General features: G+C 41.9%; 19 protein-coding genes. 13 read left to right on the top strand and 6 right to left on the bottom strand.

All coding sequences use genetic code 11. From position 1 onward, the window contains the following. The first annotated feature begins 2 nt into the window (after positions 1–2). The 5 genes from V9W66_RS02555 (at position 3) to V9W66_RS02535 (ending at position 4715) form a co-directional block, all read left to right on the top strand. A complete protein-coding gene (locus V9W66_RS02555; RefSeq protein ID WP_021652949.1) occupies positions 3–797 on the top strand; it encodes a phosphatidate cytidylyltransferase in 795 nt (264 codons plus the stop codon). A 12-nt stretch (positions 798–809) separates the two neighbouring features. After that, on the top strand, positions 810–1952 hold the full coding sequence (gene dxr / locus V9W66_RS02550) for a 1-deoxy-D-xylulose-5-phosphate reductoisomerase (protein ID WP_144092847.1): 1143 nt from the start codon (positions 810–812) through the stop codon (positions 1950–1952). Positions 1953–1962: 10 nt separating this feature from the next. Further along, positions 1963–3240 (top strand): RIP metalloprotease RseP, encoded by a 1278-nt coding sequence (gene rseP, locus V9W66_RS02545; protein ID WP_330575229.1) that lies wholly within the window; start codon positions 1963–1965, stop codon positions 3238–3240. Positions 3241–3341: 101 nt separating this feature from the next. Then, the gene (locus tag V9W66_RS02540; RefSeq protein WP_144092851.1) at positions 3342–3908 is read left to right on the top strand and encodes a hypothetical protein; all 567 of its coding nucleotides are present in this window, start codon (positions 3342–3344) and stop codon (positions 3906–3908) included. A 165-nt stretch (positions 3909–4073) separates the two neighbouring features. Then, positions 4074–4715 carry a carboxypeptidase-like regulatory domain-containing protein gene (locus tag V9W66_RS02535; protein ID WP_330575226.1) on the top strand — a complete coding sequence of 214 codons (642 nt, stop codon included), beginning with the start codon at positions 4074–4076 and terminating at the stop codon, positions 4713–4715. Between the two features lie 21 nt (positions 4716–4736). Here V9W66_RS02535 and V9W66_RS02530 read toward each other — a convergent pair whose 3' ends face one another. The 4 genes from V9W66_RS02530 to V9W66_RS02515 form a co-directional block, all read right to left on the bottom strand. Continuing rightward, on the bottom strand, positions 4737–6305 hold the full coding sequence (locus V9W66_RS02530; RefSeq protein ID WP_144092853.1) for a recombinase family protein: 1569 nt from the start codon (positions 6303–6305) through the stop codon (positions 4737–4739). Positions 6306–6738: 433 nt separating this feature from the next. Continuing rightward, a complete protein-coding gene (locus V9W66_RS02525; RefSeq protein WP_334296065.1) occupies positions 6739–7212 on the bottom strand; it encodes a hypothetical protein in 474 nt (157 codons plus the stop codon). Positions 7213–7380: 168 nt separating this feature from the next. Continuing rightward, on the bottom strand, positions 7381–8130 hold the full coding sequence (locus V9W66_RS02520) for a DUF3800 domain-containing protein (RefSeq protein WP_144092857.1): 750 nt from the start codon (positions 8128–8130) through the stop codon (positions 7381–7383). 85 nt (positions 8131–8215) lie between these two features. Further along, positions 8216–8755 carry a helix-turn-helix domain-containing protein gene (locus V9W66_RS02515; protein WP_144092859.1) on the bottom strand — a complete coding sequence of 180 codons (540 nt, stop codon included), beginning with the start codon at positions 8753–8755 and terminating at the stop codon, positions 8216–8218. A gap of 158 nt (positions 8756–8913) precedes the next feature. On the opposite strand from V9W66_RS02515, the gene V9W66_RS02510 reads away from it, so the two are divergent. Next, positions 8914–9135: a hypothetical protein gene (locus V9W66_RS02510; protein WP_144092861.1), complete on the top strand. Its 222-nt coding sequence runs from the start codon at positions 8914–8916 to the stop codon at positions 9133–9135. A gap of 503 nt (positions 9136–9638) precedes the next feature. Next, complete coding sequence (locus V9W66_RS02505; protein ID WP_186289983.1) at positions 9639–9815, top strand: hypothetical protein; 177 nt, start codon at positions 9639–9641, stop codon at positions 9813–9815. Here V9W66_RS02505 and V9W66_RS02500 read toward each other — a convergent pair. Continuing rightward, entirely contained in the window at positions 9810–10193 is a 384-nt protein-coding gene (locus V9W66_RS02500) for a DUF2513 domain-containing protein (protein WP_144092863.1), read from the bottom strand. The two genes, V9W66_RS02505 and V9W66_RS02500, sit on opposite strands and share 6 nt — an antisense overlap. A gap of 113 nt (positions 10194–10306) precedes the next feature. On the opposite strand from V9W66_RS02500, the gene V9W66_RS02495 reads away from it, so the two are divergent. After that, a complete protein-coding gene (locus V9W66_RS02495) occupies positions 10307–10510 on the top strand; it encodes a hypothetical protein (protein WP_144092865.1) in 204 nt (67 codons plus the stop codon). Here V9W66_RS02495 and V9W66_RS02490 read toward each other — a convergent pair. Beyond that, complete coding sequence (locus V9W66_RS02490) at positions 10507–10665, bottom strand: hypothetical protein (protein ID WP_186289984.1); 159 nt, start codon at positions 10663–10665, stop codon at positions 10507–10509. The two genes, V9W66_RS02495 and V9W66_RS02490, sit on opposite strands and share 4 nt — an antisense overlap. A 162-nt stretch (positions 10666–10827) precedes the next feature. Between V9W66_RS02490 and V9W66_RS02485 the strand changes: the two genes are divergently transcribed. From V9W66_RS02485 to V9W66_RS02465, 5 genes are all read left to right on the top strand, one after another. Beyond that, positions 10828–10983 (top strand): hypothetical protein, encoded by a 156-nt coding sequence (locus tag V9W66_RS02485; protein WP_173739689.1) that lies wholly within the window; start codon positions 10828–10830, stop codon positions 10981–10983. A gap of 12 nt (positions 10984–10995) precedes the next feature. Continuing rightward, positions 10996–11193 (top strand): hypothetical protein, encoded by a 198-nt coding sequence (locus tag V9W66_RS02480; protein ID WP_144092867.1) that lies wholly within the window; start codon positions 10996–10998, stop codon positions 11191–11193. Further along, positions 11178–11384, top strand: coding sequence for a hypothetical protein (locus tag V9W66_RS02475; protein ID WP_144092869.1), 207 nt, complete (start codon positions 11178–11180; stop codon positions 11382–11384). Before V9W66_RS02480 ends, V9W66_RS02475 begins: the two co-directional genes overlap by 16 nt. A gap of 244 nt (positions 11385–11628) precedes the next feature. Further along, positions 11629–12432, top strand: a complete 804-nt coding sequence (locus V9W66_RS02470) for a rolling circle replication-associated protein (protein WP_144092871.1) — start codon at positions 11629–11631, stop codon at positions 12430–12432. Between the two features lie 14 nt (positions 12433–12446). Further along, positions 12447–12956 carry a hypothetical protein gene (locus V9W66_RS02465; protein ID WP_144092873.1) on the top strand — a complete coding sequence of 170 codons (510 nt, stop codon included), beginning with the start codon at positions 12447–12449 and terminating at the stop codon, positions 12954–12956. Position 12957: the final 1 nt, after the last annotated feature.

Here is a 12957-nt window from a genome sequence, read left to right as displayed (position 1 = left end):
TCATGTTTAAGACAAGACTGATAAGTGGTATCGTCCTTGTCATTATTGCCCTGGCAACTATCATTTCCGGAAGCTGGATCTTATTTTTTACACTTCTGGCTGTTTCACTGATCGGAATGAGAGAGCTTTACAAGGTAATGAAGGTAAGCGATGAGCATGTTACCGTGCTGGAACTTGTAGGATATCTTGGAGCAGTGCTTTATTATATTGCCATGAAAGCTGATTTTGGAAATTACGGAACAATGGCGATCATCATCAGTATGATCCTGATCCTGTTTGTTTATGTATTCGGCTATCCGAAATACCATGCAGAACAGGTGATGGCAGCATTTTTTGGAGTGGTATATGTTGCTGTGATGCTTTCCTTTATCTATCTTACCAGAAGCCTTCCGGACGGAAAATTCCTGGTATGGCTGATATTCCTGTGCTCCTGGGGATGTGACACCTGTGCTTACTGTGTGGGAATGCTTATCGGCAAACATAAAATGGCGCCGGTTTTAAGCCCGAAGAAATCCATCGAGGGAGCTGTAGGAGGCGTTGCGGGAGCGGCGCTTCTTGGAGTGATCTATGCAGCGGCAACACAGGGAAAAATGGCAGAGTATGCCCTGATCTGCGCAGTTGGAGCTCTGATCTCCATGGTGGGTGATCTGGCCGCATCTGCGATCAAGAGAAATCAGAACATCAAGGACTATGGAAAGCTGATCCCGGGCCATGGAGGAATCCTGGACCGTTTTGACAGTGTGATCATCACAGCCCCTGTTATTTACTATCTTGCAAAAACGATTCTTGGAATTTAGGAGACATTAGAAATGAAGAATATTGCAATCTTAGGTTCTACCGGCTCCATCGGGATCCAGACACTGGATGTGGCAAGAAAAAACGAAGACCTTCGTGTTGTTGCAGTCAGTGCAGGCAAAAGTGTGGAGAAGCTGGAAGAGCAGATCCGTGAGTTTCATCCGCTTCTGGCAGCAGTCTGGGATGAAAAAGCAGCCCGGGACCTGAAAACACGTATTGCGGACACGGATACAAAGGTAGTCAGCGGAATGGAAGGACTTCTGGAGCTTGCGTCCATGCCGGAATCAGAAATTCTTGTCACTGCGATCGTGGGAATGATCGGGATCCGTCCTACCATGGAGGGAATCCGTGCCGGAAAGGCCATTGCCCTGGCAAATAAGGAAACCCTTGTCACAGCCGGTCATCTGATCATGCCCATGGCAAAGAAATATGGCGTATCTATCCTTCCGGTAGACAGTGAACACAGCGCTATTTTCCAGGCTATCCACGGAGAAGAAAACAAAGAGATCCACAAGCTTCTGATCACGGCATCCGGTGGTCCCTTCCGCGGACGTACCACAGAAGAGCTGCGAAGGGTCACTGTTGCAGATACTCTGAAGCATCCAAACTGGGTAATGGGACGAAAGATCACCGTAGATTCCGCAACCCTGGTAAACAAAGGGCTGGAAGTTATGGAAGCCAAATGGCTGTTTGACATGGATCTGGATCATATTCAGGTGGTGGTGCAGCCGCAGAGTATCATCCATTCCATGGTGGAGTTTAAGGATGGTGCGATCATGGCACAGCTTGGAACTCCGGATATGAGACTTCCAATCCAGTACGCTCTGTACTATCCGCACAGACGATATCTGGATGGAGACCGCCTTGATTTCACGAAGCTTCATGAGATCACATTTGAGGTTCCGGATATGGAGACATTCCGGGGACTTCCTATGGCGATCCAGGCATCCCGGGAGGGCGGAAGTATGCCGACTGTCTTTAATGCAGCCAATGAGCTTGCAGTAAAGAAATTCCTGGAGGAAAAGATCGGCTTTCTGGATATTTATGAGATTATTGCACAGTCTATGGAAAGACATAAAAAAATCGCACATCCGGATCTGGATGAGATCCTTTCTGTAGAGCAGGATACTTATCAGTGGATCGAAAGCAGGTGGTAAATTGAGATTTGTGATTGCTGTAATTATTTTCAGTGTTGTGATACTGATCCATGAGCTGGGACATTTTCTTCTGGCAAAAAAGAACCATATCGAGGTATTGGAATTTTCTCTTGGTATGGGACCCAGGATCATAAGTACGGTAAAGGGCGGCACCCGTTATTCCGTGAAACTGTTTCCTCTTGGAGGCTCCTGCGCCATGGCCGGAGAGGATGCGGAAGATGACAGTCCGGGAACCTTTAATTCGGCTCCTGTGTGGGGCAGGATCGCAGTGGTTGCTGCAGGTCCGATATTTAATTTTCTGCTGGCATTTGTTTTGTCTGTGATCATTGTAGGCTGTATGGGCTATGATCCGGCAACCGTATTAGAAGTAACCCAAAATTCTGCTGCGGAAAAGGCAGGATTGAAAAAGGGTGATGTGATCACGGAATATCAGGGCTATCATATTGATCTGGGGAAAGATCTTTATGTATATTCGTATCTCAACGAACTGAAAGAGGGAGATACCATCCGGCTGAAAGTAAAACGTGATGGAAAGGAACAGGAGATTTCCTATAAACCAGATGTAAATGTGCGGTATCTTCTTGGCTTTAACCGTTCCGATGTAAATTCCATGACAGTGGAATCACTGATCAAGGGAATGCCATTGGAAGAGGCAGGTCTGGAAGCAGGCGATGTGATCACGAAGATCAATGGTGTGGAGGTTCCGGATGGAAAGGCATATGAAAAATACATCGAGGAGCATCCGTTATCCAAGGAACCTGTGACGATCACCTATGAGCGTAACGGACTGGAATATGAGGCAGAGATAACACCAAGGGAATACCGAACACCGGTTTCCGGTTTCGGATATAACACATACAGTGAAAAGACTTCCGGCTTTAATGTTCTGAAATATGGTGCTGTGGAAGTGAAATACATGATCCGTACTACGATCTTAAGCCTGAAAGAGCTTGTGACCGGTCACCTTGGAATGAAAGACTTAAGTGGTCCTGTGGGTGTTGTGGATGCCATTGGCGACACTTACGAACAGTCCAAGAGTGAGGGAACGCTGATGATCTGGATGAATTTGCTGAACATGGCAGTTCTTCTTTCTGCAAACCTGGGAGTGATGAACCTTCTTCCTCTTCCTGCTCTGGATGGAGGAAGGCTGGTATTTCTGGTGGCAGAAGCGATCCGGAGAAAACCGGTAAACCGTCAGGTAGAAGGCATGATCCATTTTGCGGGGCTGATGCTTTTGATGGCGTTGATGGTTATCGTTATGTATAATGATATTCTGAAGATATTCTGATATCTGGCGGAAAAAGGTAAATATCAAGTGTTACTGAGAACGGAGTGAACAGTAACTAGCAAGTGCTGTATGATCTGTGAGGAGATGATACAGCACTTTTTTTGTGCAGATATTTATTATATAATAAAGGCATCAGAGTAAAGGGGATATGTAAATTTGAAAAAGGATATTTTAATACTGGGGCATTGATAGCAGTTGTTATAGCAGTTCCTTTTCTGGCTACAAAGGCAGAAGAGACAATCCAGATCAAAAATGAGGAATTTAAGGAAAAACAGAACAGGGAATGTTATGAAAAAGCGGAAGAATGCATGGATGCAGGCAAATATGATGAGGCGATAGAGCTGCTGGAAAAACTTCCGGGATATTCTGAGGATGTAAAATATATTATCCAATATGCAAAGTTTTGCGATGCTGTTCAGAATGGAGAAGGAATTGAGGAGCTGCATAAGCTTATATGGTATGTTCCAAAGGGAGATGAGTACAGTAGCAAATATATAGAAGAAATGAGGAAGGCCCAGAAAGATACAGAAGAACAATACAAAAAATATATGGCACAGAAAGAAAAAGAAGAGGAAGAAAGAATGAGAAAGAAGGATGAGCCATATAGGGGAATGAAAGAAAAATACATAAACATTACGCTTCTGGGAAGGGCATGTGCAGGATTATGATGATCCGGAAGATTTTTATTATGATCATGCAGATGAGTTTGATGATATCCAGGATGCGGAAGATTACTGGGAGGAAGCACAGTAGGAGATATGGCATTTTGAGATTCTGTACATATACTAGCAGAGAACCAGTGTGCTTTCAGGCACAAAAAGGAGCCTCTGTTTATGAAAAATCATTCTTATATTTCCATGCAGCAGGATATGCCGGATCAGGGACAGCTGCAGGTGACGGTGCTGGACAGTGCCAGTAACCGTCCTGTGGAAAATGCTACAGTGCGGATCTCGTACACAGGAGTCCCGGATAATGTGATCGAAGAAATCCGTACGGATTCCTCCGGAAAAACGCCGATGCTGGAGCTGGCAGCTCCTCCACTGGAATACAGCATGAAACCGGTGGAGCAGCAGCCTTATGCAGAATATACAGTTCAGATCAGTGCAGAGGGTTTTACACCAAAAGAAGTTGCCGGGACAGAAGTTCTTCCCCATTCCATTGCCAGGCAGGGAGCATCCCTTAGCAGACAGCAGGGTAGTGGAGAGGACTATCAGCGGATCGTCATCGGACCCCATACGCTTTTTGGGGAATATCCTCCTAAAAATCCGGAAGCAGAGATCAAGCCGATAAATGAAACCGGCGAGATCGTATTAAACAAAGTGGTGATCCCGGAGTATATCGTAGTCCACGACGGGCCAATAGGGGATACCGCTGCACAGGATCATTATGTAAGATATAAGGATTATATCAAAAACGTGGCCAGCAGTGAGATCTACGCAACTTGGCCGGAGGACACGATACGTGCCAATGTGTAGGTACATAAAGGCTACCCACACTTACTTTTGCTGGATTTTCGGATAAATATCTAAAGTAAAAGAGATGTCATCGCCATTTTTCCATGTATTTTTTGCGTTTTTAGTATAAACAGCCTTTTCTATCAGCTCACGAAGAAACTGATTCTTTGTAGAGGTATCCCATGTCCAGTAATGAGCGAGAAGATCTTCGCATTTGGGGATAAAAGAAGAACGCTGAAACTGGAGTTCCTGTTCGTGTTTAATCTCTTGTCTTAAAGAATGAATTACTGTATCGCAGGCAGACAGTTCGGCAGCAGTAGCCCGGGAACGTTCGAGAAATTCTTCTGTAGAATAAATCCCCTGTTCAAGAAGATCATATTGCTTTTCTTTTTTCTTCCTCAAAACATCAATTTCTTTTAATTTTCCCCGGATCATTTCTTCTTTCTCGGAAATAGAAAGAGAATATTCCTGATCAGAAAAATTGCTATTTAACTTGTAGCCATCTACAAGTTCCTGGATTCCGTCAAGAAGAGCTTTTTCAACAAGAGGGAGCTTACTACTTACATTGTTGCAGGAACTGTATGGACATCGAAGCAGATCAACCTGTCTGCCGCTTGGTGCTTTACGGGTCATGACATAGCCACATTTTCCACAACGAATAATACCGGCAAGTGGATTGCGGAGTACATGCAGAGAATTGAGCGGTCGTGCAGGATTTTGATTCACGATATCTTGGGCTTGCTGAAAAAGTTCCTTTGATACAATAGCAGGATGTCTGCCTTCAACAAGAATATAATCCTTAGCAAAAGGGCGAGAGATGGTTATTTGCCCATCTTGTATATGCTTTACAGCCTTTCGGCTGTTCCAGCGTATCATTCCTGCATACACTGGATTTCTAAGAATTGCCTGCACACGAGGGACGGTCCATAAACCACCATCCATGGTTTTAATTCCGGAATCATTTAATTTACGGCAGATCTTAGCCATTCCAATTCGCTCACCTGCCACTCCGTGGACATACAAATTGAATATGAGCTTAACGATTTCTGCCTGATCAGGAACAGGCTGCAGTGTCCATCCTTTTTCACCAACAAGTTTTACACGGGAATATCCGTAAGGCGGTTTACTGCCACAATATTTCCCCTCTTTTGCAGAAGATTCACGACCTGCAGTAAGACGGCGGCGAATGGTTTTATATTCTCGCCGAGACATAAAAAGGCCAAATTCGAAATATTCTTCGTCATATTCATTGTTTGGATCATAAGTTTTGAGCGGAGTAATAATCAGTGTTTCAGAATATCGGAAGGCTCTGGCAACAACACCCTGATCTATAGTATCGCCCCTGGCCAGACGCTCTACTTCAACGACCAGAACACCATCCCACATACCAGATTCAACTTCGCGGAGAACCTGTTGCATAACAGGTCGGGCAGAAATTGTCTCACCGGAAACAATCTCTTTATAAATTGCGCCTACATTATAGCCACGTTTTTTAGCAAGATCCAACAGGATTCGCTCATGGCGTGCAAGAGTTTCACCTTCGCCCCTGGCTTCAGCCTCCCGATCAGCACGGGACTTACGCAGGTAGATACATACATTTAAAAGTTCCATAATATCACCTCGGTTTAAAATATGTAAAAATGGGTACAAAAATAACGACCACACAAATGTTCTGATTGTGCAGCCGCTCCGAAGATGATACAATATTATATGAGCGTATTACTGTATTCTTCGGAGCAGTAGTCTTGAAATGAGTGTCCGTATTGATTACGGGCGCAAGGTTCGTTGGTAGCGAGTCTTGCAATATGGAGAGGGGTGTAAAAACCCTCATGACCGTCCTTGTGTTGGTAGCACAAGGGCGGTTTTTTATTAATCAAATTTTTGAGTAATTAGTTTATCTAAACAAAGAAAAAACCCCTCCTTCCGAATAACGGTAAGAGGGATTTTTGCTAGTCATCTCTACAACGACCATTTCTGTTGGAATTCATCTTACCATTATTAGTTTATTGTGTCAAGCAAATTTAATCAAATATATAAACCTCCTTTATAAATTGTTGATTTTCATCACAGCCAGCTGCGGAATAAAATAGATCATATAATTATCCACAGCAACATACTGTCCGTATTTGGAACGGTAGCAGTCAATCACTTCCATGAGATAATCCTCTGGCACGTCCAAATGCTCAGCCATTTCATGAAGATTCCGGCAGCGGGCTTCGTAGGCGTTGATGATACCAATTAGACCTACACGGAGATTATAACCGTAAAGCCTGGCACGGTATTCCTGTTTCCGGTTCATGGTGTCGTTCTGATCCAGGATGTTTCCGGTAGTGGTACAGTAATGTCCGATCTCTTCGGCCAGTACGCAGGACTTCTCGGACTGGGTGGGAAGAGAACGGTTGATAGCAATTCGGTTTTTATATAACCGACCTCCGTATCCAGGAATGTTTTTTTCTTTAACAACTAGTTTTTTTGAATCGGATAAAATCAATAGTTCTTCGTAGGTCAATAAAATCACTCATTTCTTTGTGAAGATGAAAATTATAACATTGATTCTGTCATTGACATGAATTTATAAATGGTGTAATATAACTATACAGAGAAGGAACGTCGCCAGATAACGCGAGGGTGAAATCACCAGCATGCTTGACATGTGGTAGTCGCGCTGGGAGTTCCTTTTCTTTTTTTATTTACAAATCATATGTTTAGAAAAATATGTGTTATCAGGCTTCATATCGTCGTTATAATATTTCATGCCGTATTTGGAAATAGTACCGTTTCGTTGGTATAAGAATTTTTTTAATTTGTATGTGTAACATGGCAGTACAAATCCATATGAGTTTACTTCATGATAATAAAACATAGATGTGGCGCATATGTCAGCTAATTGCAACATGTCCCAAGAATCAGCGGATTTACTACTGATATTTGTAAAACGGTTAGCGATTTTGTTTTGCGAATAATGCAGTAGTTTATTGTTTATATAGTCAATTAATTCAGAGTCTCTAGATGTTCCACGACTTGATAGAACAATATCGCCAACACGATCAGTATCTCTGAGCAGCCAGGATACACGTTCGATTAAATATCGACAAGCATGGTTATATAAGAGAACACTTGGCTTTTCTGATAGACTTTCTCTATTTGATTTTAGCCTTGCTATATCCAATTTTGTTGTGTCTAAAATAATGTTTATATACTCAAAATCGGCAGAAATAAGTTTGTCTACAACGTAAGCTCTCTGCTCAAAATTTCTAAGTTTTCTGAAATGAATATTATCTAAATTGAGGTCTTTTTTTATAGTTTTAAAAATATTTCTTAAAGCTGGTTCTGAAGAATTATTTACAATTACAGCAGTAAGAACAAACCAATGTGTTCCACGGCCAATGCCTAAGTCACCGGCTTCATCGATATAAACAGTACATTTTTCTGACATAAGCAGTTCTCCTTTGTATTGTATGTGTAAAGAAACATGTGCAAATTATTTTTATTTATATATAAAAGGTGTCGAATTCGCTCCCTTATAATTCCCATTCTTTATCATCCATCATAATATCATCCGCATGTTTCTTTTCTTCCTCAGTCGGGTTAAAAGCATGAGCGGCGTTGGGGATGAGAGCTTCCTCCATCTGCTGGGGGGAGAGTGGATTTACAGTGATGATATTATCAGGGGCTTTGGACGGTTCTTCTGATACAGAATCATGCAATTCAATAATGCGGTCATATTCTTTCTGGAGGACAGTATCGACCATATCTTTACCGTGAGTGTCGAGCTCACGGTATTTTTTTATAAAATCACGATTATCATTAGAAATGAAATCTTCTTTGTGTGCTGGAGAATTAACGTATCCAAAAGTTTTTAATATATCAGATATATTATAAGCTTTACACATAATGAGAAAAGCATCAGGGCTTGGCTGACTGTTCCCACTTTCCCAGCTGTAAATAGTTTTTTCGGATGCTTTAAAGCCTTTGGATTTTAATAAATCAGAAATTTCTTTTACCGACTTTTTGGCATCAACTCTACATTTTTTTAAATTTTCACCAATAGAACCTTTCATGGATGCTCCTCTCACTTCTATTTATATCTCGAATATACCATTAAGTTTTTAACATGTCAATAAAATTTCTAAGAATATTAGAAAAAAGCATTGACATTCTGAGAAAAATAGAATATCATACAAACAAGTTCTTAGAAACTTAGAAAAGAGGTGGAAAAATGGATGGAGCAACAAAAAGAGTTTCTGAGTATATCAGACATAAAGGCTTTAACCTGTCAGATATATCAAGAAAAACTCATATTCCGTACATGGCATTGTACGACAGTCTTTTCAATGAAAAAAGAAATCGAGATTTGCGGGTAGATGAATTTCTGATCCTGTGCAATCACCTTGGTGTTAATCCGATTATTTTTTCAGACGATCAGAGAAAGGCGGTTTAGATGGAACGAATAACAAAAAGCTGACAGGAGCGCCGTCCCATCAGCTTTTGCCTAAATTTGTTCACCCTATGTATTTTGCAGACTGTTCACTTAAGCCCCAGTCCATTGCAGAAGCCCCAGACCATTACATACATGTTCAGTCACACCTGCGGCGCCAAGCGTTTCTATGAAATACTTCGCCACTTATGCAGTTTTAGTTCTGCAATTAAGTAAAAAAGATTAGCAGCCCATTAGTTGACGAATATAAGGGATTTTTTATAAGTATCACGGCTTTTATAGTAGTGTCTCTACTTAATACCTATAAAAAACACTTACCCAGTTTAAAGTGTCTTGGGAACCACTACGGCAAACCTTATAAAGGGAACAGGGCAAAGTCAAAAGTTTGGCCAAAATAAACCGCTCCTTTCATTGCCCGTATTTGGGTTTATGAAAATATTTTAACATTATGTGAAAAATATTTCAATAATCCAGAACATAAAGAATCAGCTTAGGAGGTGAGAGAAGTGATAACAGCAGTTTTTGTTATATCAACAGCGATATGCGCCGTAGGGTGGCTGACTCGAAGCATTTCTTGTGCAGCACTTATCTATTATATTGAAAAAAACGGATACAGACTTCCGGATAATCAGGATCTGGAAGAATGCACCCGTTTCGCAGCAAAAAAGCTTTTTAAATTATAAGTTCAGTTTTTTTAAGACGAGGGATGTTATGACGCTATTTGCTACATTGGATATTACATCCAAAGACATGGAACCGATGGTTGTAAAAACAGGTTTTAATTTTTGATCCCATACGGTTTCTGACCGGATTTTTTCAAGAAACTCATGTCCTTGAAAAGTCATATCATAAACTCGAAATGTAATCAACTGGCCAGTAGGTGATCGTTCGTATTGAGCGTTGATATAGCCACCCTCAAACAATTTAATGAGGGTATACAAAACTTGTTCACGATCATGTGATGATATAGAGTTTTGAAATTCATCAGCTTTGTACGCACCCATATGAAATGTTTCAAGTTCAAGTAAAACATCACGTATACAGTCAGGTGTTAATTGCATGATATTTTCTCCTTTTTGAGATACTCGGGCATGCCAGTGCCCTGTAAGAAAAGAATAGGAGAGAAACAGCAGAAAGTCAATATTTGCATCAAATCAGGAGGAGGTGAACAAAGATGAAAAAAGGAAAATATGAAAAGGCTGGGAGAAAAGCAATTAAAGCTGGAACATTAGAATATTCATCCACAGATGAGCTGGCAATCCTTTCACTGAAAGTCTTAGATACGATAGCAGGTAATTCTAAAAACATTTCAGCGAAAGATGCCATACTTGTCCTTAAAGATGCTGCAGATATATACCTGCAGTTTCAGGGGGTTTAGATTTCTCTGAATCTGGCTTTAGGTGTCTGGGATTTTAGATATTTAAGAATTTCTTTGTAGTTTTTCTTGTATTCATCAACCAGAACATCTGCCGGAAGCTGTTTTCCAGCCATCCTGGCAACTGCCAGATCGTGAGCAATCTGTTCGTTTGTCATAATCAACCCTCCTTCCGTATGTACTCGGGTGTGCCAGCACCCTGTATATACAGAATAGGAGCGTACTGTCGAAAACACAAGAAAAAGCGTTCGACAAAGTAGTAAAAATTCTATAAACACAACAAATACAATCTTCATACGATAAAACAGGAGGTGAACCAGATGGCAGTTATCAAAGAAATCAAAAACGGATCCGGAGGAGTAATCCGGATCCACGACGACTACTGCAAGAACAACACTCCGGAAGACAACCAGAAGATCATAGATAACGTATCCCGGATAGTGAATGATTATTACATAAGAAAATCCGTGGGGTAGAAAGGAGAATTCATGACAGCACAGCAGGTAAGTAGATATATAGATCTTGTAAACAGGCGGACACAGATTTTGAACCACAGTGGTGTGGACTGGAAACCGGAATACGGCCTGGAATTGAACCAGATCGAGAAAGAACTTGCAGAGCTCCGCCCTCTTGTGGATGCAGAACATCAAAAGAGAGGAGGTGAACAAAGATGCAGAAGAACCTGATCATCAGCCTAGTCATAGGCCAGCTTGCAGCACTGCTTCCGATTTGGGACTGGGGAGATAAACCCACATTCCTGACAGGAAGCATCTGCATAACGATTGTGGCCATGATCGCAATCACATGGCTGGAGGATAAAACCAGAACAATAAAAAGAGCCCTCACATCTGCAAATGTAAAGGGCTTAAGTAACTAAGACAAATTTAGTATATCAAATTCACAGAAGAAATCAAGAGGTAAAAGAAAAAAGGCTCAGGTGTTGCATCACCTGAGCCAGGACCATCCGGCCCCTGGAGTAAATTAGTTTACATAAATATAACACCAGGGAGCCGGAAAGTCAATCTTTCAGCGGTCATGTACCGCTATATTTTTAACTTTTTTTTGAAGGACCGAAAGATCCTTTTAGACCTTGATTAAGATATTAAAGTTAGGACAAGAGTATGGCGACAAAGAGGAAAGAATACCGGCTACGGGGTGGAGATATCATTGATCGTGAAGAGTTTCCGGATATAAGGCACGGTTCCCTTGGAGGAAAGCGGTTGGAAAAGAAAAAACCAACGAAAGAGGATATGCAGAAAGTCAATGCAGCCAATAAAGAACGAAAAGCCAGACAACGCCTTCTGGAATATTTTAATCCGGGGGATGTATGGGCAACATGGACATATCTGGTGGAAGAAAGACCGGCAAGCATGGCGGCAGCTGTAGATGACTTTGGAAGAGCAATGCGCATAGTTAGAAGAGAATATAAGAAGAGAAATCGGGAACTGTTCTGGATCAGGAATATAGAGAAAGGGACAAAGGGAGCCTGGCACATACACATCATAGTCAATGAGATCGGAGACACTGCAAGCATCATACAGAAAGCCTGGAAAAAGGGCGGAACGTGGTTCACTGAGATCAGAAAAAGCAAATTCTATGATGAGGATTTTTCAGACCTGAGTAACTATATCACGAAAGATGAAAACACACGGGAAAAGAAAAAAGACGGAAGCCTGGCGAAACCCAGGATTGCAGAATCAAGTTATAACACATCAAGGAACATGCCGCTTCCAGAACCACGAGTACAGAAACTTGTACGGTGGCAAAAAGAGCCGAAACCGATAAAAGGCTATTACATTGCCCGGATCCACGAAGGGATCAATCCAAAAACAGGATTTAAATACAGACATTACACCATGATCCGCCTGAAACCACGAAAAGATACCGGGTGGAGTGGGGCAAATATTGAACGGATGCAGATTTGAGAGGAGAAAAGATTTTGAAAGTAGACATATACATTGAAACCAGCAGTCAGTTCCAGGGAAAAGTGGAAAGAAAATGCGGATATGTGCTCTCAACTCTGCTCAGAGGCGGGGAAGAAACAAGAAAACATTTTGGAACGGTATCCGGTACATATCACCAGGCAGTACTGCTTACAATTGCGGATGCTCTGGAACACATGACAAGATCCTGTAAGATCTGTATCCACACAAGAGATCTGTATGTAGGCAGCAGACTGGAAAAGATCACAGAAATGGCCGGAGCCGGATGGATGGATTCAAAAGGGCAGCCGATCAAAAACAAGGAAGAATGGCAGCAGGTATACAAGGCTATGAACGCTCTTCCGGATCCACACGAGATCACCGCAAAGACAGAGAAACACAGTTATTCCATGTGGCTGCGAGAGGAGATGAAGCACCGTGAATGTGGAAGAATACTGGGGCAAGGGCTGGAGCCTGCGCCCGGAACAGGACATATTAACAATGGAATGTCTGGGTACCATTACTAAA

Origin of the sequence: Blautia massiliensis (ex Durand et al. 2017) (assembly GCF_051861785.1) — a bacterium.
Lineage (GTDB): Bacteria > Bacillota > Clostridia > Lachnospirales > Lachnospiraceae > Blautia_A > Blautia_A luti_A.
Note: the sequence above shows the minus strand (reverse complement) of the source record. Positions and strands in the feature narration are given on the sequence as shown.